This window comes from Actinocorallia sp. API 0066 (genome assembly GCF_020991275.1).
Classification (GTDB): Bacteria; Actinomycetota; Actinomycetes; order Streptosporangiales; family Streptosporangiaceae; genus Actinocorallia.
On the sequence record NZ_JAJLQY010000001.1, the window covers coordinates 449,462 to 470,365 of the forward strand.

General features: G+C 74.0%; 13 protein-coding genes. 9 read left to right on the forward strand and 4 right to left on the reverse strand.

What is annotated here, in order from left to right; all coding sequences use genetic code 11:
* Positions 1-392: 392 nt before the first annotated feature.
* Together LO762_RS02075 and LO762_RS02080 are read left to right on the forward strand one after the other, a co-directional pair.
* Positions 393-1,730 (forward strand): VCBS repeat-containing protein, encoded by a 1,338-nt coding sequence (locus LO762_RS02075; protein WP_230611943.1) that lies wholly within the window; start codon positions 393-395, stop codon positions 1,728-1,730.
* A gap of 287 nt (positions 1,731-2,017) precedes the next feature.
* The gene (locus LO762_RS02080; protein ID WP_230611944.1) at positions 2,018-3,583 is read left to right on the forward strand and encodes a GMC oxidoreductase; all 1,566 of its coding nucleotides are present in this window, start codon (positions 2,018-2,020) and stop codon (positions 3,581-3,583) included.
* A 162-nt stretch (positions 3,584-3,745) separates the two neighbouring features.
* On the opposite strand, the gene LO762_RS02085 is transcribed toward LO762_RS02080, so the two are convergent.
* The 4 genes from LO762_RS02085 to LO762_RS02100 form a co-directional block, all read right to left on the reverse strand.
* Positions 3,746-4,228 carry a carboxymuconolactone decarboxylase family protein gene (locus LO762_RS02085; RefSeq protein WP_230611945.1) on the reverse strand — a complete coding sequence of 161 codons (483 nt, stop codon included), beginning with the start codon at positions 4,226-4,228 and terminating at the stop codon, positions 3,746-3,748.
* Positions 4,225-5,304 (reverse strand): dihydrodipicolinate reductase, encoded by a 1,080-nt coding sequence (locus LO762_RS02090; RefSeq protein ID WP_230611946.1) that lies wholly within the window; start codon positions 5,302-5,304, stop codon positions 4,225-4,227. The genes LO762_RS02085 and LO762_RS02090 overlap by 4 nt, the downstream gene beginning before the upstream one ends.
* A gap of 76 nt (positions 5,305-5,380) precedes the next feature.
* Positions 5,381-8,314: a tetratricopeptide repeat protein gene (locus tag LO762_RS02095; protein WP_230611947.1), complete on the reverse strand. Its 2,934-nt coding sequence runs from the start codon at positions 8,312-8,314 to the stop codon at positions 5,381-5,383.
* A 29-nt stretch (positions 8,315-8,343) separates the two neighbouring features.
* Positions 8,344-10,221 (reverse strand): hypothetical protein, encoded by a 1,878-nt coding sequence (locus LO762_RS02100; RefSeq protein ID WP_230611948.1) that lies wholly within the window; start codon positions 10,219-10,221, stop codon positions 8,344-8,346.
* Positions 10,222-10,409: 188 nt separating this feature from the next.
* Here LO762_RS02100 and LO762_RS02105 point away from each other — a divergent pair, with 188 nt between their 5' ends.
* The 7 genes from LO762_RS02105 to LO762_RS02135 all read left to right on the forward strand — a co-directional run bounded on the left by LO762_RS02105 (position 10,410) and on the right by LO762_RS02135 (position 20,900).
* The gene (locus tag LO762_RS02105; protein WP_230611949.1) at positions 10,410-12,446 is read left to right on the forward strand and encodes a copper-translocating P-type ATPase; all 2,037 of its coding nucleotides are present in this window, start codon (positions 10,410-10,412) and stop codon (positions 12,444-12,446) included.
* Between the two features lie 98 nt (positions 12,447-12,544).
* Positions 12,545-12,904, forward strand: coding sequence for a YidH family protein (locus tag LO762_RS02110; RefSeq protein WP_230611950.1), 360 nt, complete (start codon positions 12,545-12,547; stop codon positions 12,902-12,904).
* A gap of 7 nt (positions 12,905-12,911) precedes the next feature.
* A complete protein-coding gene (locus LO762_RS02115) occupies positions 12,912-13,193 on the forward strand; it encodes a DUF202 domain-containing protein (protein WP_230611951.1) in 282 nt (93 codons plus the stop codon).
* Positions 13,194-13,285: 92 nt separating this feature from the next.
* Entirely contained in the window at positions 13,286-13,969 is a 684-nt protein-coding gene (locus tag LO762_RS02120; RefSeq protein ID WP_230611952.1) for a hypothetical protein, read from the forward strand.
* Positions 13,966-15,174 (forward strand): hypothetical protein, encoded by a 1,209-nt coding sequence (locus tag LO762_RS02125; RefSeq protein ID WP_230611953.1) that lies wholly within the window; start codon positions 13,966-13,968, stop codon positions 15,172-15,174. Before LO762_RS02120 ends, LO762_RS02125 begins: the two co-directional genes overlap by 4 nt.
* A complete protein-coding gene (locus LO762_RS02130) occupies positions 15,167-16,384 on the forward strand; it encodes a hypothetical protein (RefSeq protein ID WP_230611954.1) in 1,218 nt (405 codons plus the stop codon). The genes LO762_RS02125 and LO762_RS02130 overlap by 8 nt, the downstream gene beginning before the upstream one ends.
* Positions 16,385-16,496: 112 nt before the next feature.
* Positions 16,497-20,900, forward strand: coding sequence for an HAD-IC family P-type ATPase (locus tag LO762_RS02135; RefSeq protein WP_230611955.1), 4,404 nt, complete (start codon positions 16,497-16,499; stop codon positions 20,898-20,900).
* The last annotated feature ends 4 nt before the right edge of the window (positions 20,901-20,904 follow it).

The following is a 20,904-nucleotide window of genomic DNA, read 5'->3' on the forward strand; positions in this document are numbered from 1 at the left end:
GCCCCTTTCTAGCAGACACCTCTGTCTATCAAGAACCCGCATCCGTCCTTACGAATCAGGGGAAGCGCGCGTTCGGTCTCGGCCCACGCGTTGCCCGCGGCGCGGAAGAACACGCGGCGCAGGGTTCCCGGCCGCGTCCGCTGGCGCGCGCTTTTGAGCCGGGTGTGGCGCTTCCTTCCCGGCGGTGTCGGGTGCGGGGTGGCGGCAGGCTTTGTGGGAGAACATGGCGAACTGGTGGCCGTCTGCGGGGGCGGTGTGGAGCTGGGAGTGGGTGGTGAATATTCGGATGATTGGGGATGAACTTCGCGTTTTTGGGTGAACCTGTGGGCGGGGTGGGGGCGTCGACGGAGGGCGGACGTGGCCGTGAGGGCCGCGCGGTCCCTGGAGGGCGTATGCGGTGGCGGAAGGCGGCGGTTGTCGTTGTGGGTGCGGTGCTCGTGGCGGAGGGCTTGGTGGCCGGGTCCGCCGCGGCGGGGCGTAAGCCCGCGAAGCCCGGGGACTTCAACGGCGACGGGCGGGTCGACCTTGTCGCCGGGCATCCGGGGCTGACGGTCAAGGGCCGGAAGCGGGCGGGCGGTGTCGTCGTCATCGACGGGGCGCGCAAGCCCGGGACGCGGTGGCGCACGCTCACCAGGGACACGGCGGGCGTGCCGGACAGGTCGCGGTCGAAGGAGCGGTTCGGGGCGGCGCTCGCCTCCGGCGACTTCGACCGCGACGGGTACGCCGACCTCGCGGTGTCGGCGGGCGGAAAGGTCGTGGTGCTCCACGGGACGGCCGGGGGCCTCACCGGCCGACGGGCAAGGCAGATCGCACCGGGATTCCCGGCGAACCAGGACGGTCCCGGCAGCGCCAAGGGTCGGCCGGACAGCCGTAGGTTCGGCACCGTGCTCACGTCCGGCGACTACAACGGCGACGGGTACGCCGACCTCGCCGTACGCAGCGACAGGGGAGAGGCGGGCCTCCTGGTGCTCAAGGGCGGCCGGAACGGCCTCACCACCAAGGGCGCGCGCCGCCTCACCAACGGCCTGAAGCGGTTCGGCACGTTCCTCGGTTCGGCCGACGTCACCGGCGACGGCGTCACCGACCTCGTCGCCTCCCAGGAGACGCCGGACGGGCTGCCGCGCCCCGCCGGAGCCGTCGTGGACCAGCCGTTCACCCTCGTCCCCGGATCGCGCGCGGGGCTGCGCATGGCCGCCGCCGTCCGGTGGTCGGCGCCCGCCGCCCGCGCCCTGCGGTTCGGGCTCGGCGACCTCACCGGCGACGGCCGTGCCGACCTCGTCCGCGCCGACGCCCCGTCCGCCGACGCGCCCGGCGGCTTCGCCACACAGGTAAGCGAGGGGGGCGCCTTCGGGACGCCCCGCGTGACGTCCCTGGGCGGCGACATAGCGGCGTCCGGCGCGTTCGCGATAGGCGACGTCACCGGGGACGGCCGAGGCGACCTGCTGGCGGGCCTGTGGGCCTTCGCCGCGTTCACGGCCCTCTACCCCGGTGCGGCCACGGGCGTCGGCCCTCGACTGCGTGCCTACGGCGGCGACTCCGAGGCCGTCCGGTACGGCGACCACGTCGCGGTGGCCGACGTGGCCGGGAACCGTCGCGCTGACGTCCTGTACACCGCGACGGGAGGCTACGGAGACGCGGCGGTCTCTCTGCACACCGCCGGAGCGGCCGCCCGCAGAACGGTCTTCCGCGCCTCGGGCGCCCCCGAGGGCTTCACCCTCCTCAGTCCTTGAGACGCATCGCCTAATGACAGCGGTGAGGCGGCGCCCACGTGCCGGGTGGGGGTCGCGGGTTTTGGGCGCCGTGAGGGGCGTCACATTTTGGAGGGTCCAAGGCCGGTCCGCAAGGTGTGACGGTGGCCACATCGCGCCGCGGGCTGGGTGGTGACGAGCGTCACGAGAGGAGGTAGAACGTGTTCTAGCTCGAAAGGAGTGAGGTGCATCACATGAGTGATGAAAGCGTGTACAGAGCGCGAAGATTGCAGGTTTCGCGCCGTGGTTTCCTTGCTGGAACTGGTTCTATGTTGGGCGCCGCCACGGTGCTCGGCGGGCAGCGTCGGGCGAGTGCCGCGCCGCCCGTCGCGCCCATCGCGTCCGGGTCGCACGTGCCCGCGCTCGTCATCGGGACGGGTTACGGCGGTTCCGTCACGGCCCTCCGGCTCGCCCAGGCGGGCGTCGACGTGCACATGATCGAGATGGGCATGGCCTGGGACACCCCGGGCTCCGACGGCAAGATCTTCGCGAACACCCGCACCCCGGACCAGCGGTCCTACTGGCTCCGGACGAAGACCAAGCAGCCGCTCAGCAACTTCCTCGGCTTCCCGATCGACAAGAACATCCCGAAGTACACCGGCATCCTGGACGCCGAGGACTTCGCCGGGATCACCGTGTACCAGGGCCGCGGCGTCGGCGGCGGCTCGCTGGTCAACGGCGGCATGGCGGTGACGCCGCAGCAGTCGCGGTTCTCGCAGATCCTGCCCTCGGTCAACGCCAGCGAGATGTACAGCGTCTACTACCCGCGCGCCAACGCGGGGCTCGGCGTCACCAACGTCAACCAGTCGTGGTGGGAGAACGCGTCCTGCTACCAGTACTCCCGGGTGGGACGTAAGCACGCGCAGCGTTCGGGCTTCCCGTACGTGTTCGTGCCCAACGTGTACGACTGGAGCTACATGGAGCAGGAGCTGGCCGGGAACGTCCCCAAGTCGGCGGTCAACGCCGAGGTCCTGTACGGCAACAACCACGGCAAGAAGCACCTGCAGAAGAACTACATCGCGCAGGCCGAGGCCACCGGCCGGGTCGCCATCTCGCCGCTGCACAAGGTGACCTCGGTGGCGCCCGCATCGACCGGCGGCTACACCGTGACGGTCGAGCAGATCAACACCGCGGGAGACACCGTCGCCACCAAGACGGTGACGGCCGACCGCGTGTTCTTCGCCGCCGGCAGCGTCGGCACCAGCAAGCTGCTCGTGCGGCTGAAGGCGACCGGCGTGCTGCCGAACCTCAACAACGAGGTCGGCAAGGGCTGGGGCGACAACGGCAACGTCATGTGCGGCAGGGCCAACCACCTGTGGGACCCGACGGGCACCGTCCAGTCCTCGATGCCCACCACCGGCATCGACAACTGGGACGCGGGCGGCGCGTTCGCCGAGGTCGCGCCGCTGCCGACCGGCATCGAGACGTGGGCGTCGTTCTACCTGTCCATCACCGCGAACCCGCACCGCGCGGAGTTCTCCTGGAACGCCGCGACGGGCAAGGTGGACCTGAGCTGGCAGACGTCCTGGAAGCAGTCATCGATCACCATGGCCAAGACGATCTTCGACAAGATCAACAAGAAGGAGGGGACGATCTACCGGACCGACCTCTTCGGCGTCTACAAGATCTGGGGCGACCACCTCACGTACCACCCGCTGGGCGGCGCCGTCCTCAACAAGGCGACCGACAACCACGGCCGCCTGCACGGCTACCCCGGCCTGTACGTCATGGACGGCTCGCTGATCCCCGGCAACACCACGGTGAACCCCTTCGTCACCATCACGGCGCTCGCCGAGCGGAACATCGAGAACATCATCCTGAACGACCTGGCGTGATGTCCTGAGCGGGGAGCCGGCCGCGGGCGCGTGCGGCCGGCCTTTGACGTCCGGGGCCCGACCTCCCCGCCGGGATCCCGATGCCTCACCCGTCCGCCGCCTATCCGAACGCGCGTGGGGCGGCCAGGGGGTGGGCCGCCCCCCGCGCGGGTGGGGGAGGGGTCAGGTGGGGCGTGGGAGGACGCACATGGTGTCCAGGCCCAGGACGTGGTTGAGGCGGCCGAAGGCCAGCCAGGAGCCGATGCTCATGCTGAGTTCGACGACTTCGAGCTGGGTGTAGTGGGCCGTCATGCGGTCCCAGAACTCGGGGTCGAGGTTGTGGTGGTCGGTGGCGTAGCGTTCGGCGTACTCGGCGGCGAGCCTTGTGCGTTCGTCGAACGCGTCGGTGGTGCGCCAGTCCGAGACGGCGTCGAGGAAGGCGTCCTCGACCTTCTCGCCGTCCCGCTCGGTGCGCCAGTCCAGGCAGAAGACACAGCCGTTGATCTGGGCGACGCGCAGCCGGGCCGCCTCGAACTCGCGCAGGCCGAGCGTCGTGTGCTCGTAGACCGAGAGGGAGAAGGCGGAAGCGGCGGGCCCGATGCCGGGCACCAGTTCACCCCACACGTAGAGGATGGGGTCCTTGCCGTCGGGGATGTCGATGTTCACGACGGTTTCCTTCCGAGCTTGCCCACCGCGGGCCGCAGCGGGACGTCCAGGGCGTCGTAGAGGCCGGGGTCGTGCTCCACGAGCCAGTCGATGGCGCCGACGAGTCGGCCGACGGCGGTGGCGTTGCCGCCCGCCGAGCGGTTGCCGTGCTCGTCCACGGCCTCGACGGTGACCTCGATGCGCGGGTCGCCCTCGATGACGACCCGGTGCGCGCCGTCGCCGTCCGGCGGGGTCGGCCAGTCGGGCGCGCAGGACGGGTGGATGCGGGTGACGTGCTCGATGACGATCCGCGGCTCGCCTTCGACGATGCCCTGCACCTCGAACCGGACGGCGCCCTGCGTGCCCGCCTCGAAGTCGCCCATCGCCTTGGTGCTGACCGTCGTTTCGAGGGGCCGCCTCTCGACGACCTCGCGTACCTCGTCCAGCGTGACGCCGAGGGCCCGCGCGATGAGCCTGACCTGGCCGCCCCACACCATCGTCGGGACGGTCGGGGCGAGCATCGGCGGCTCGTAGTCCAGCGGCTGGCCCATGCCGACCAGGTAGCGGACGGAGTCCTCCTGGTCGTAGGTGGTGTAGTCGAAGATCTCTTGGCAGCGGACGGCGTCGATGGTGGAGCCGAGGCCGCTGACGAGCACGGGCAGCACGTCGTTGCCCCAGCCCGGGTCGACGCCGGACACGAACAGCGAGCCGCCGCCGTCGGCGATCGCGGACAGCACCTGTTCGCGCGTCTCGGCGGGGGCGTTGCGCTGGTCGTAGAGGGCGTAGAGGGACGGTGTGACGACGACGGCGCCCGCCCGGATCGCCTGACAGATGTCGGCGAGCGCGTCGTCGGGGCGGATGTCGCCGGACGCGCAGTACACGACGGCGCCGGGGCGCGCGGCGAGTGCGGCGGCGACGTCGGAGGTGGCGGCGACGCCGAGGTGGCGGGTGAGCCCGGCCAGTTCGCCCGCGTCCCGGCCGACCTTCTCGTCGCTGTGCACGATCACGCCGCCCAGCTCCAGCTCCGGATGGGCCGTCACGGCCCGGATGGCGGCCCGGCCGACATTGCCGGTGCCCCAGACAATCGTGGAGATCATGCCGGTAGCCTAGCAAGCGTTTGGTTGTGTGAATAGAGTCACAGACACCCCGGAAGGGCACGACGAGAGCGGTGTCTCAGTCCTCGGGAAGCGCGGAGGAGAGGGCCGTGGCGCGCGCGAGGGTGCGCTCGGCCTCCGGCGAGCCCGTGCGGGCCTGGAGGTCGGCGAGCGCCCCGAGCGAGACGGCCAGGGCGTGCCTGTGGCCGGGGAAGCGGGTCGCGAGGGACTCGTACAGGCCCGTCGCGCGGGCCTGGTGCGGCAGCGCCTCGGCGGGCCGGTCGGCGTCGGCGAGGTAGGCGGCGAGCCGGGCCAGGGAGCGGGCGAGCGCGCCGTCCTGCTCGGCCGGACGGTGCCGGCCCGGCCGCAACAGGGGTTCGAGCAGCTCCAGCGCCATGGCCTGCGCGTCGGCCGCCGCGTCGGGCAGGCCGAACCTGGACTTGAGGGCCGCCTCCGTCTCCCACAGCGCGGCGGCGGGCCCGGCCGGGGTGCCCGGACGCTCCAGGAGGTGGATGTCCCAAAGCGCGCGCGCTTGGGTGTGGACGGCCTCCGCGCCCTCCAGTTCGCCGTCTCCGATGAGCCTGTCTGCGACGGCCGTCAGCGCGCGCACGGCCTCCACGGTGTCTTCCTGGGCGCTGACGCGGGACACCGTCTCGGCGACGTCGTCGCCCGCGAGGGCACGGTCGCGGAGCAGCCGCAGAAGCTCGGCCGTCGCCTCCGTGTCCTCCTCCGCGTCGGTGAACAGCGTGATGGCGCGCTCGCGCAGGCCGACGGCGTCCTCCGGGGCCAACAGCTCCGCCAGGCGGCTCGCCGTGCGCGCCGTGGGGAGGGGGTCGCCGCCCTCCAGCAGGAGGAGTTCCTCGTGGACGTCGAGGGACTCCCGCGTGACGGCGATCGCCTCGTCCGTCCGGCCCAGGGCCTCGTGCCTGTGGCCCAGCGAGCACAGCGCGTGGGCGAGGCCCGTACGGTCGCCGGACTCACGGTGCAGGTCGACGTCGAAGAGCGCCGCCGTGTAAGCGTCCTCGTCGTGGCCGAGCCCGGAAAGGCAGGAACCGAGGGTGCGCCACGCGTCCGCGAGCGGCGGACGGAACCGCACGGGATCGTCCTTGGCCAGCTCCCCGTACAGCGTGACGGCGCGCCGCGCCAGGACGAGCGCCTTGTCCTGCGTGCCCATCCGCTCGTGCAGGCGCGCCGCGTCGCGCAGGGACATCGCCAGGCAGACCGTAACCCGGGGGAAGTCGGGGTGGTGCAGCCGCTCCAGCAGGCTGACCGCGCGCTCGGCGGCGGTGAGCGCGTGCTCGAAGCGCCGCTCGGCCTCACGGAGTCGGCCCAGCAGGCACAGGGACTCGGCGAGGACGAGGCCGTAGGACAGGTCGTCCTCGTAGAGGTCCTGGTACAGGGCGGTCGCCTCCAGGGCGGAGTCGAGCGCGAGGTCGTGCTCGCCGAGTTGCCGTGCGCGCGCGGCGCGGTGGTGCAGGGCGGGCGCGATCCAGCCGGGCGAGGCGTCCAGCGCGCGGAACACCTCGACGGCCTCGGCCGCCGCCTCGAACGCGCCGGAGACGTCACCGGCGTCCTCGCGGCGGTTGCCGAGCACGGTGAGCGCCTCGCCGAGCGACCGGCCGCCCAGGCCGCGGGCCTGCTCCACCGCCTCCTCCGCGTGCTCCAGGGCGGCGGCGGGCGGGCCGTCGAGCAGGGCCAGGTGGTCGCTGAGGACGCACAGGGCGTGCACCCGGCCCTCGGCGTCGCCGTGCGCGGCGAAGACCTCGGCGGCCTCCCGCGCCGACTCCGCCGCCCGCCCGACGTGGCCGAGCGGGCGCTGGAGCTCCCCGAGGCGCAGCAGCGCCAGCGCCAGGCCCGGCAGGTCGCCCGTGGTGTCCACGGCCGCCCTGCGCGCCTCCACGAGCGCCTCAGCGGCCTCCAGGGCCTCCTCGACGGCGCCCGCGGCCGCGCACGCGGCGGAGAGGTCCTCCAGGTAGTCGGCGTAGGAGGCGTGGATCTCGGGGGCCTCCTCGTGCAGCAGCTCGAACGGGGCGCGGACCGAGAGGAGGGCGTCCAGAGCCTCGTCCTCGCGGCCGAGCGCCGAGAGCCGCCGCGCGACGGAGTGGGTCGCCATGCACACGCTCATCCGCCAGTCGCCGGGGTCGGCGTGCTCCAGGGCGGCTGCTTCGGCGAGCGCGCCGCGCGCGCTGGCCAGCGCCTCCTCCGGGTCGTCGAGGACGGTCTGGAGGGCGCTGAGCCGGGACAGGCCCAGGGCGGCGGCGTACCTGTCGCCGACCCGCCGGAACTCCTGGACGCTGTGCAGGACGGTGTCGGCGGCCTGCCGCCACTCCTCGTCCTCCGCGAGGCGGTCGCCCCACAGCCGCAGGCTCCGGGCGTACTCCGGGCGCAGCCCCTCCCGGCCCGACTCCACCAGCCGCTCCAGCGCGCGCGCCACACGACCGCTGACGACCGTCGCGTCCGTCGGGCGCAGGGCGTCGTGCAGGAGTCCGGTGTACTCCTCGGCGTCGATGAGGACCTCGGGCCACAGCCGCTCGTCGTCGCGGGCCATCGCCTCCAGGAGCCGGAACGCCCGGCCACGCGCGGAGACGGCGGCCTCCAGGTCCCCGGAGGCGGCGTGCGCGGCGGCGAGGTCGCGCAGGGCGTCGGCCAGGGCGCGGCCGCCCGATGGCTGCAGCACGCGGGTGAGCAGGCCGAGCGCGGTGATCTCGCCCTGCCCGTCGCCGTCGAGGTGGCGGCGCACGGCCAGCCCGCGCAGGCCCCTGGCCAGCTCGACGCGCAGCACCGCCGGGTCGTCGAGCGCGAGCTGGACCTTCGCCGGGGCGGGCGCGCCCGCGAGCAGCGTGCGCAGCGCGGGCACGAGGTCGGGCGCGCACAGGGCGGCGAGGTCGACGAGGGGATGAGTGGCGGACAGGGTGTGCTCCGGGAGTTGCGGGACCCCGGTGCCGGCGTGCGCCCCGGTGATCGCCTGCGCGAAGGAGGACGGGGACGGGCCGTGCCGCGCCCCCCGGTCCACGGCGAAGGTATCCGGATCGGGCGGGACGATCAACCGGGGGAGGGGCCCAGGGCGTGTGGGGCGTGCCGTCCGCGCGGTTCCAGGAGCGGCTCGAAGACGAGCGCGCGCAGGTCGGCGAGGGCGGCGGTGTCGGGGTGCGGGGCCGCGAGCACGTCGACGGCGAGCAGCGCCAGCTCGGGCGGAGGGTAGTCGCGTGCCAGCGTGGCCCTGACGGGCTCGGGCCCCGCCATCTCCAGGAAGCGCAGCAGGCCGTCGGTAAGGCACAGGAGGTGCTCGTCGGGCGTCAGCGCCGTCGCGGGGACCAGACCCCTGCGGAGGAGCGAGGTGAGCGCTGACGGGGCGAGCAGAGGGTCGGCGCGTAGGGAGACCAGAAGGGTGGGCCCCTCAGCCAGCGCGTCGATGAGGACGTCCAGGAGGACGAGTGCGCGGTTGCGGAAGGGGCAGGCGCGCACCGCGTCGAGCAGCGCCGTCACGTCGTGCCCGTGCGCGGCGAGCCAGCCCCGGATCTCGACCCGCCGGGCGTCGGCGGGATAGTGCTCGGCGACGACGCCCAGCAGCTCGGCGGGACGTGCTCCGACGAGCTCGCCCATGAGGCCGCACTCCCGACCGGCCTCCAGCAGCATCCCCCTGACGGCGGAGGCCGCGAGCTGGGTGAGCGAGACGCCTCCGGGCACTCCGTGGCGCGCGCCCTCCCTGACCCGCCCCTCCACGGCCGCCACCGCGCCGTGGAACTCCAGGACGCCGAGGTCGCCCAGCGCGCGCAGGGTGCGGGCCAGATCCAGGTCCATCGCGTCGCGCCACTGGTTGCGCCGCGCGCCGTCGATCCGGGTGAGGTCGTAGGGCGCCGCGCAGTAGCCCCACACCTTGTCCTCCACCCGGTGGCGCGGGACGGGCAGCGGCAGCCCGTACAGCGCCATGAGGAGTTCGGGGACGGCCGAGGCGAAGTCGGTGCCCAGGACCGAGAAGGAGGTGCACACCTCCTCGGCCAGCTCAGGGAACACGGTGAAGGCCGCGCGCCACAGGGCGAGCGGATCGTCCAGCAGCGGCGCGGCCCTGGCGACGGCGGACAGCCGACGGCTGCGCACGCGCACCAGCCTTGTCCGCTTCGCCCACACGACGAGCAGGGGCACCCACTCCGGGCCGCCGCGCACGCCCGCTCCTTCGAGCAGCGTGACGAGTTCCTCCGCGTCGTCCGGAAGCAGCGCTCCCGAGGAGGCCAAGGCACGTCCCTCAGGGCCCGCCCATTGGGCGAGGGCCGTCAGCGCGCGCACGACGGGCACCCGCCGCGCCGCCTCGCGCAACTCGTCATCGCCGGGCAGGACGCACGGCGCGGCGGGCACGGAGCGCGGGATCGGAGGACGGGTCCGCGTCGCGAGCCGGATGAGCAGCTCGCGGTCGTGCGGGATGCGGCCCGCCGAGACGCCCGACTTGAGGCGTTCCAGCGCGAGCCCGTCCACGAGCGGGATGCCGTGCCGCGCGGCGACGAGCTTCCAGTACTTGGCGACGCCGTAGCGTTCCGGGTCGCGGACCGCCTCCTCGAACGCCGCGCGGGCGCCGTCGATGGCCTCCTCGACGGCCGTGAGCGCGCCCGCGCGGGGATCGCGCAGCCCGGCGGCGTCCAGGTAGCGCAGGAGGGCGCGGAGCGTCTCAGGGACGCACGCGAGGTCCTCCGGCTCGGCGGCGACGCGCTCGGGCACCCACTCCAGCAGGAACGCCTCGACCTCGCGCGCCCGCCAGAACCCCAGCCGTCCGTCGGCGCACTCGTGCCGGAACTGCAGCGCCGCCTCGACCACGTCGGGGATGAGCCGGACACCCTTGTCCCGCGCCCAGACAAGACATCTACGGACGATCAGGTCGCGGGCGGCCCGGTACTCCCCGTCCTCTTCGGTGCGGAAGCAGGTGCGCATCCTCTGAAGTTACATACTGGTCTCCCGAGAGTAATGGGATTTTCACGAACTGTGGCCCACGATCACAGGCGCGTCGCCGCCCGAGCCGCCCGACGTGCACCGCCGAAACCGGACCAAGAGCACGTACCGGCGCAACGGGGTAGGGACACCGAAGAACACACCCGTCGGCGGCGGAAAGGGCGACCCCGATGACCCACGGCACACCCCCGAACCCCGACGAGGCCGGGCACGGCGCGCACGGCGCGCACGGCGGGCATGACGCGCACGCCGGGCACGATCCCGAGGTGTTCCGGCGCCGGTTCTGGTGGAGTGTGCTGCTGTCGGTGCCCTTGGTGCTGGTGAGCGAGCTGTTTCAGGAGTGGCTCGGGTATCGGGTGGATTTTCCCGGGTCGTGGCTGATCGGGCCGGTGTTCGGGAGCGCGGTGTTCTTCTACGGCGGGTGGCCGTTCCTGGTGGGGGCGGCGCGGGAGGTGCGTGACAGGGCGCCCGGGATGATGCTGCTCATCTCAATGGCGGTGGTGGTCGCCTACGCGGCCTCGCTGGCGAGCAGCGTGGGCTGGTTCCACATGGACTTCTGGTGGGAGCTCGGCACCCTCATCGCGGTCATGCTGCTCGGACACTGGCAGGAGATGAAGGCCGTCGGGCAGGCGCACGGCGCCCTGTCGGCGCTGGCGGCGCTGCTGCCCGACGAGGCGGAGGTCGTCGGCGCGGACGGCGGGTTGGAGGCGGTGCCCGCGTCCTCGGTCCGGCTGGGCGACACCGTGCTGGTGCGGCCGGGCGGGCGCGTCCCCACCGACGGGGAGGTCACCCAGGGTGCCGCCGAGATGGACGAGTCCATGATCACCGGGGAGTCCCGGCCGGTCGCGCGCGGCGTAGGCGAGAAGGTCGTGGCGGGCACCGTCGCGACGGACTCGGCGCTGCGCGTCAGGGTGACCGCCGTGGGCGAGGACACCGCGCTGGCCGGGATCGCCCGGCTCGTCGCGCGCGCGCAGGCGTCGCGCGGCAGGGCCCAGGTGCTGGCCGACAGGTTCGCCGCCGCGCTCTTCTACGTCGCGCTGTCCACGGCCGTGGTGACGTTCGTCGTCTGGACGGTCATCGGGAACATCGAGGAGGCGGTGACGCGGACCGTCACCGTGCTCGTCATCGCCTGCCCGCACGCGCTCGGCCTGGCCATCCCCCTCGTCGTCGCGCTGTCCACGGCGGTGGCGGCCAAGGCGGGCATCCTCATCAAGGACAGGCTCGCGTTGGAGCGGATGCGCACGGTGGACACCGTCCTGTTCGACAAGACGGGCACCCTGACGAAGGGGGAGCACGCCGTCACAGGGGTCGTCACGGACGGCGTCCCGGAAGCACGGGCACGGGCTCTCGCCGCAGGTGTCGAGTCCGAGAGCGAACACCCACTGGCGCGTGCCCTGGTCAGGGCTTCCGACAGCCCCGCCTCCGCGACGGGCTTCCGCGCCCTCCCCGGCAAGGGCGTCACTGCCGAGATAGACGGCACGCCCTACGCCGTCGGAGGACCCGGCCTGCTGAAGGACACCGGGGCGGGCGTCCCCGAACGGCTGCGTCCCGAGACGGAAAGGTGGTCGGCGGAGGGCGCGGCGGTCCTGTACCTGGTGCGGGAGGGCGCGGAGCCGAAGGCCGAGGCGGCGTTCGCGCTGCGCGACGAGGTGCGGCCGGAGGCGCGCGAGGCGGTGCGCGGCCTGCGCGACGAGGGCGTGCGGACGATCGGGATGATCACCGGCGACGCGTGGCCGGTGGCCAGGTCGGTCGCCGCCGAGCTGGGCGTCGACGAGGTCTTCGCCGAGGTGGTGCCCGCCGACAAGGACGGCAAGGTGGCCGAGCTGCAGGAACGCGGCCACAAGGTGGCGATGGTGGGCGACGGCGTGAACGACGCGCCTGCCCTGGCCCGAGCCGACGTCGGCCTGGCGATCGGCGCGGGCACCGACGTGGCTATCGAGTCGGCCGGTGTGGTGCTCGCCTCGTCCGACCCCAGGTCGGTCACCTCGGTGATCCGGCTTTCGCGGGCCACCTACCGCAAGATGATCCAGAACCTCGCCTGGGCGGCGGGCTACAACATCGTCACGCTGCCGCTGGCGGCGGGCGTCCTGGCGTGGGCGGGGGTGAGCCTCGGTCCTGCGGTCGGCGCGCTGCTCATGTCCGCCTCGACGATCGTGGTGGCGCTGAACGCGCAACTCCTGCGCCGCGTCGATCTACGGCCGCGCTGACACGCGCCGTCACCGGGGACGGAAGCCCGACGCCGCAGGGGCCGTGGTCGAATAAGTCGAAACATAAGGGGTTGGAACGCTCTCGGGGAGATGGCCTGATGGGGGACGGTAAGGAGGGCGCAGAGCCCGACGTGCGGTTCACGTTCGCGAACGAGCGGACGTTCCTCGCGTGGAGCAGGACGGGCCTGGCGCTCGTCGTCGCGGGCCTGGCCATCGCGCAGTTGCTGCCGCCGTTCCCGGGTGTCCCGTGGGGCAGGCATCTGCTCGCGGTGCCGCTGATCGTGCTGGGCGGCGCGGTCGCCGTCGCCGGGTACGCCGAGTGGGGCCGCAACCAGCGGGCGCTGCGCCGTGGCGCGCCGCTGCCGCCGTCGGCGCTGCCCCGGCTCCTGGCGGGCGTGATCACGCTCGTGGCGTTCCTGGCGGCCGGGGTGGTCACCCTGTCCGCGGTGCTCGCGTGAGGGCCGTGTGAGCGGTCTGGAGGCCGGGGAGAGCGATCCCGGGCTGGCCGGCGAGCGCACCGAGCTGGCCTGGCTGCGCACCGCGATCTCGCTGGCGGCCCTCGGCGCCGCCGTGGTGCGCGCGGCCCCGGCGGCGGGGGTGCTGATCCTCGCGCTCGCGGTGGGCGTCTGGGCGGTCAGCAGGTCGGTGCGGGCGCCGGGGCGCAGGCCGGGCGACGCGCGCCGGGCGCTCATGATCACCCTGGCCAACGCGGTGGTGGCGGTGGCCGCGCTGTTCATCATCTTCTGAACCGATACCGGCGGCACGTCATGGTCTTGGTTAGACTGCCCGGCGTGTTGCGCTTGGGGTTTATCGCCGTTTTCGTCCTTTTGGGCGGTCTTGTGGCGGCCCCTGCCTCCGCCGCGCCCCCCGAGCCGAAGAGCCGCGCCGACCTCGTCGCCGAGGCGCTGGCCAAGGATCCCGTCCAGATCACCGACCACGCGCCGCGCGCGGTGGAACCGGACGCGAAGGCGCGGATCGTCAGCGCGCTGGAACCCCTCGGTGTGCCGTACTACGTGGTCGTCGTCCCGTCCGGGCTGTTCTTCGAGGGGCACCAGCGGCCCCGCGAGCTCGTCCCGATCCTGCACGACAGGCTCGGGAAGGACGGCGTCTACCTCGTCACCGACACCTCCGGCAGCGGCGAGGCGCGCCACTACGGCGGCTCCCTGCCCGTGCTCGACGCGTGGCGCGCCGCCCGGTCCGAACTGGGCTACGACGCGGGGCCCGCCGCGCACATCGAGCGGTTCGGCCAGATCCTCGCCGCCCCCGACCCGGCGGCCCGCATCGCCGCGAGCACCCCGGCCCCCCGCTACGTCAGCAGGAGCGACGCCCGCGACCGCGCGGAGATGGCGGCGATGGCCGCGGGCACCGGTGTCGGCGCGCTGCTCGTCGGCGTGCCCCTGCTCGTCAGCGCCGTCCGAGGGCGTCGCCGGGCTTCGGCGTCACCCGCGCGCATCCCGCCTACGCGCGGCCCGGCGAAGCCCGCCGGGAACAAGGGCGGCAAGCGCAAGGGGAAGCGCCGATGAGCGCGGTCGGACGGCGCGCCCTGTGCCTGCTCGTCGCCGCCCTGACGGTGCTGGGCGCGGCCCCCGCTTCGGCCGAGGTGCCTCCGGGCGCCACCGCGCGCTGGGACAGGATCGCGGCGGCGCTGCGCGAGGACCCGCTGTTCGTGGACACCGACCTGACCGACGCCTTCGATCCGGTGACCCGCCGCGAGCTCCGCGTCGAGATGGACGAGCTCGGCACCCGGCTCGGCGCCCGCGTGTTCGTCTTCGCCGTCCCCAACACGGGCGACAGCGAGGCCAACGGACGCGAGGAGCTGCTGGTGGACGGCGTCCGGGAGCGGCTCGGCGAGGACGGCGTCTATCTGCTCATCGACCACGACGGCAGGCTCGCGGGCGACGCCTACGGGGTGCCCCGGTACTTCGGCTATGACTTCGTGGACTGGGAGATCCGCCGCCCCGCCGACTGGGCGCGGCCCTTCGCCGACCTGCTCATCCGCGTCTCCCGGACCTTCGACGAGGTGGCGGCGGCCCCGTCCGCTGAGGCGAAGGCACCCAGCGGCCCCGTCGAGCTCCCGTCGTTCACGAAGGAGAAGTCCCCGCCTCGCGAGCCCGCCTTCTGGGGCCCGTTCTCGGCGGGCGTCCTCCTCCTCGGCCCCGCGCTCGCCCTGGCCGTCGCCGCCCTCTGGACCGTGGGCAGGTTCTACGCCCTGCGACGGCGTGAGCAGCCCGCCCCCGCACGTCCGAGCCGGCGCTACCTCCGGGCCGCTTCACGCCGCGCCCTGAGGGACCTCGCCGCCGCGCTGGCGAAGGCCGACGACGGCCCTGGCGCGGGCGCCGCGCTGCGCGCCTACGACGCGGCGGTCCTGCTCGCCGACGAGGCGCTCCGCGAGACGGAGGAGAACGCCGCGCTCGACTACGTCGGCGTTGTCGTCCTGGGCAGGCAAGGGCTCCTCGCGCTGGCCGAGGACCTGCCTGAGGCGCCCGCCTTCTGCCAGGCCAACCCGCTGCACGGACGCGCCGTGGCGGCCCGCACCCTACGCGGCGACGCCTACCCGGCGGGCCGGGTGTGCGCGTCCTGCGCGGACCTGCCCGCGCGCAAGCTCAAACGGAGCGTCCTGCGCGTCCCCGACGGCCGCCGCTACCCGCTGGTCCCCGGCCGCTGGCAGCGCGGCTTCGGCGGGCGCCCCGACCTCGCCGCACGAGTCCTGGAGTCGCTCGGTGTCTGAACCGTCCCCCGGCGAGAGGATCGCGCGGGCGCTGCGCCGCTCGCCCGTCCACCTCGACCCGTCCCTGGAGTCCGCGCTCCCCGACGGCCGCCGCGCCGAACTCCTGGCGGCCATCGAAGCCGCCCCGATGCCTATCTACGTCATCATCGTGCCGCTGGTGGACGGCGGCACCTGGAGCGACACCGAAGAGCTCATCACCGTCGTGCACGACAGGCTCAAGCGCGACGGCGTGTACCTCACGATGGAGGGCTACCAGCAGTTCCGCGCGCGCCGCTTCGGAGGCACGGAGGAGGAGCAGGAGGCCGCCTCCTCAGCCGCCCGCGTGCCGTTCTTCCTCGACGAGTTCGACAACGCCGTCCTGGCCGACCGGCTCCTCAAGGCCGTCGAACTGATCGCCGCGGGCAACGGCGTGGCCGAGTACGAGAAGGCCACGGCGCACCTACGCTCCACCCCCAACCCGGTGGAGAAGCTGACGCGCAACGACCAAGGGGAGACATCTCCCCTACGCGTCACCGCCATCGGTCTCGGCGTCGCCGCCGTGGCGGGACTCGCCGTGTGGCGGTGGAGGCGGACCGGTCGTCCCGAGCCGCAGCACAGCCATCCGCTCATCCTGTCGCGGGCGACCCTGGAGACGGCCCGCAAGGCCGACGAGAAGGGGCTGCGCAAGCAGGCCGCCGAGGCGGTCGTCGCCTTCGGGGAACTCGTGGACGCCGCCGCCGTGTCCTCCGGCGACGCCCGCGCGCGCGAGCTTCTGGCGCTCGCCCTGGACGCCTACCAGGCGGCGGGCAAGGTGCTCGACGAGGCGCGCGGCGTCCCCGACCTGGCCGGGGTGCTCGTCCTGGTCGACCGGGGCCAGGACGCCCTGGCGTCGGCCCGTGCGCGCGCGGCGGGCCGCAAGGAGATCCCGCCGAGCGCGCTGTGCTTCTTCAACCCCCTGCACGGCGACGCCACCGGCATGGTCACGTGGCGCCGCCTGGGCACCCGTGACGCCATCAAGGTCGAGGCGTGCCAGGCGTGCGCCAAAGCGGTGCGCGGCCACCGGCCGCCCGAGGCGCTGCTGGACACCTCCGGAGCCAAGCCGCTGCCTTACTACGCGACGTCCTCGCTGTGGGCGCGCACCGGCTACGGCCAGTTCGGCGACGGCGGCTTCGAGGACGGCACCGGCGACGGACTCATCGCCCGGGTGCTGCGCGGCGACCACCGGTCCTGACCCGGGCACTGCGTGATCTTGCCCGAGCCTGGGGCATGAAGTCGCCCGGCACGGGCTATGGAAGACACACGGGACGCCCACGGGGGAGGGGCGGTCCGTTTCGGGGGAAGCCATGGTGCTGCGGCGCGCGTTCGGCGCTGTCGTCGGGCTGCCCGCGCTCGCGGGCGGGATCGCGACAGCCGTCGGACGGATCCCGGTCGACACCGCGCGCGGCGCGTACGCCGCCGTCAGGCTCGTCGCCACGGCGTCGGGCGACCGCGACGTCCACCACCGCGTGGCCGGCCACAGCGACTTCGCGGTGCGGGGCGAGGTCGGCGAGAAGTTCGCCGACGCCCTTGAGACGGCGCTGGAGGCCGTCGAGGGCGTCGCCCGCGCCGAGGTGAACGGGGTGCTCGGCCGGGTCCTCGTCGTCCACGACGGGGTCGCGCAGGACGTGCTGCTGGACGTCGTGGCGCAGGTCGAGGGCGAGTTCGGGTGCGACGACGAGCCGCCTGCGCCGGTCGCGCACCATCCGGCCGAGGCCGCGGCGCTCGTCCGGGAGACGACGCACGCGGCGGCCGCGCTGGCCGGGTGGGGCGTCGCGACGGTCGCGGCGGCCCTGCGGATCGCGATGCTGCCGCCGGGCGTCTCGGCCGTAATCGCCCTCACCGACGTGAACCCGCCTCTGCGCTCCGTCCTTGAACGCACGATAGGCAAGTCCGTCACCGACAACGCCATGTCCGTCGGCCTCGTGGTCAGCCAGGTGCTCGCGGCGCAGCCCGTGGGGCTGCTGCTGTCGTTCGCCACGCGCGCCTCGCACGTCGCCGAGCTGCGCTCCCGCCGCGCCGTCTGGCTGCGCAGGGCGGACCGCTTGACCGAGCCCGGCTCCTATCGGGCCGACTCCTCCGAGCGCGAGGCACGGCCCGTCCCCCTGCCGGACGGCCCCGTCGAGACGATGCGCTGGAGCACCCCCGTCACGCTCGCGGCGACGGCGGGCGCCTACGCGTTCACGCGGAGCCCCGAGCGCGCCGAAGGGGTACTCGTCGCGGGCGTGCCGAAGGCGGCCCGGCTCGGCCGCGAGGCGTTCTGCGGCCAGGTCGCGCGCGCGCTGGCCGAGCGCGACGCTCTCGTGCTCGACTCCGCCGCGCTGCGCGGCCTCGACCGGGTGGACCGTGTCCTCCTGGACGCCGGGGTCCTCACGACCGGCCGCCTCGTGATCGACGAGGTGGTGCCCGTGGCGTCCCGGTGGTCCGTCGAGGAGCTCTACGGCAGGGCCCACGCCCTCACCGACCTCTCCCGGCCCCGCGCCCTGGCCCGCGACGGCGCGTGGATGACGAGCCCGCTCAGTCGCGGCTCCGGCCTGTTCGACGACGACCCCGACCTCTCCGACCGGCTGGCCCGGCTGCGCCGCAGGGGTGCGACGGTGCTGCTCCTCGAACACACCGACGAGCCCGCCGCGCTGGTCTCCGTCGTCCCGGAGCTGCATCCGACGGCCGAGGCGCTCGTGCTGGCCGCGCGCAAGGCGGGCCTGGTGATGGTCGGCGGCGACGGGCGCGGCCTCGACCAGCGGTTGCGCGTGGACGGCGTGCGTCCGGGGCCGCTGGTGGAGTCGGTCCGCGCGACCCAGGAGAACGGCCACGTGGTCGTCGTGATCTCGCCGGACGACGGGGCGGCCCTGGCCGCGGCCGACGTCGGCGTGGGTCTCGTCACCCACGGCGCGCCGCCTCCGTGGGACGCGGACGTCCTGTGCGGCCCCGGCCTCGAAGGCGCGTGCCTTCTCCTGGAGACGGTCCCGGGCGCCCGGGAGAACAGCCGCCGCAGCGCGCGCACGGCGAAGCTCGGCTCTGTGACCGGCGCGCTTCTGTCGGCTGCGGGTCCGGCCGCCTCGTCCGCCCGTAGGGCGCAGCTCGCGGTGGACCTGTCGGGCCTGTCCGCGCTCGCGCACGGCACCTGGGCGGGGCTCGGCTTCTCCCGCAGCCCCACCCCCCTGTCGGTGGACCGGACGCCCTGGCACGCCTGGCCCGTCGCGGAGGTCCTCGACCACCTGGAGACGGCGAAAGCGGGCCTCACCGAGGACGAGGCCGAACAGCGGCGCGGCACCCTCGCCCACGAGCGTCCCGCCGAGCACGGCCTCACCCGGCTCACCCTGGAGGAGCTGGACAACCCGCTCACCCCCGCGCTCGCCCTGGGCGCGGGCGTCTCCGCCGTCGTGGGGTCGGTCACCGACGCGACGCTGATCGGCGTCGTCCTGGCGACCAACGCCTTCCTGTCCGGCCTGCAACGGATGGGGGCCGACCGCGCCCTACGCGGCCTGGTGGACCGCAGCGCGGTGAAGGTCAGGGTGGCCCGCCCGGACGGCGACAGGACCGAGGCGGCCGAGGAACTCGTGCCCGGCGACATCGTCAGGTTCACCGCGGGCGACGCGGTGCCCGCCGACTGCCGGCTGCTCAGCGCCGACAACCTGGAGATCGACGAGTCGAGCCTCACCGGCGAGTCCCAGCTCGTCCCCAAGGCCGCCGAGCCCAGCTTCTCGCCCCTGGTGGCCGAGCGGCGCTCCATGCTCTACCAGGGCACCGTGGTGGCCGCGGGCGAGGGCGTGGGCGTCGTGGTGGCCACCGGCGCGGCCACCGAGGTCGGCCGGACCGCGCACCTCACCGGGGCCGAGTACCGCGAGACCGGCGTGGAGCGGCGGCTGCGCGAGCTCACCAAGGTCACCCTGCCGGTCTCGCTCGCCGCAGGCATCTCGCTACTGGGCTCCAACCTCCTGCGCGGCCAGCCGTTCGCCAGGGCGCTCGGCTCAGCAGTCAGCCTCGCTGTCGCGGCGGTGCCTGAAGGGCTGCCCTTTGTGGCGACGGCCGCCGAACTGGCCACCGCGCGGCGGCTCACCCGGCGCGGCGCCCTCGTCCGCAACCCCGCGACGATCGAGGCGCTCGGCCGGGTGGACGTGCTCTGCTTCGACAAGACAGGCACACTCACCGAGGGCAGGCTAAGGCTCCGCGTCGTCTCCGACGGCGTCACCAGCGCCCCGGTGGACGACCTCCCCGACGCGCTCCTCGAAGTCGTCGGGGTGGCCATGAGGGCGGGGCCCGACCTCGCCGAACGGCCTCCGCACCCCACCGACCGGGCCGTCATGCACGCCGTGGACGACCTCGGCCTCGCCGCGCGCATGGAGCCGTGGAAGCGGCTCGACGAACTGCCCTTCGAGCCCGCGCGCGGCTACCACGCCGTCCTGGGGTCGTCACCGGACGGCCGGTGGCTGAGCGTCAAGGGCGCGCCGGAGGTCGTCCTCGACAAGTGCGCGACCTGGCAGCGCGAGGGCGAGAACCGTCCCTTCGACGCCGCCGCGCGCGCACGGGTGGAGGAGGAGATCGAGGCGCTGGCGCGGCGCGGCTACCGGGTCCTGGCGGTCGCGGACGGGCCCGCGCCGCAGGGGTCGCTCACCGAAGAGCGTGTGGAGGGGCTCGCCTTCCTCGGATTGCTCTGCATCGCTGATCCGGTACGTCCCACCGCCGCCGCGGCCGTCGCCAGGCTGCGCGCGGCGGGGATCAGCATCGTCATGATCACCGGCGACCACCCCAGCACCGCCGAGGCGATCGCCGCCGACCTCGGCCTCCTCGACGGCGCGCGCATGACCGGCGCCGACCTCGACGCGCTCAGCGACGCCGAACTCGCGCGGAAGCTGTCCGACGTGTCGGTCTTCGCCAGGATGACGCCCGCGCAGAAGGCGAGGACGGTCGGCGCGCTGCACGCGCTCGGCAAGGTCGTCGCGGTCACCGGGGACGGCGCCAACGACGCCCCGGCGATCCGCCTCGCCGACGTCGGCATCGCGCTGGGCGAGCGCGCCTCGCCCGCCGCCCGCGAGACCGCCGACGTGGTGATCACCGACAACCGGATCGAGACCATCACCCAGGCCATCGCCGACTGCCGCGCGATGTGGCGCTCCACCCGCGACGCGCTCGCCGTGCTGCTCGGAGGCAACCTCGGTGAGATCGGCTTCACCGTGGGCACGGGCATACTCATGGGCGCGAGTCCGCTCAACGTCAGGCAGCTCCTGCTGGTCAACATGCTGACCGACCTGCTGCCCGCGATCGCGCTCGCCGTCCGGCCGCCGCACCGCGTCACCAAGGCCGACCTGCTGGCCGAGGGGCCGTCGCGGTCGCTCGGCGCGGCGCTGACCCACGACATCTGCGTGCGCGGCGTCACCACCGCCGCCTCCGCGTTCGTCGCGTTCCTGCTCGGCCACTCGGGCGGCTCGCGGCTCCAGGCGTCCACCACGGGCCTCGTGGCGCTCGTCGCGACCCAGCTGTTCCAGACGATCGCCGCGGGCGGCAGGGACCCGCTGGTGCTCGCCTCCGGCGTGTTCTCGCTGACGGTGCTCGCCGCGGTCGTCCAGATCCCCGGGCTCAGCCACTTCTTCGGGTGCCGCCCGCTGATGCCGCACTGCTGGTTCGTCGCCTACGCGTCGGCGGCTTGCGCGGCCGTCCTGGCGTTCCTCCTGACACGGCTGCCTCTGCCCACTCCTCTGGCCGCCCGCTGACGTC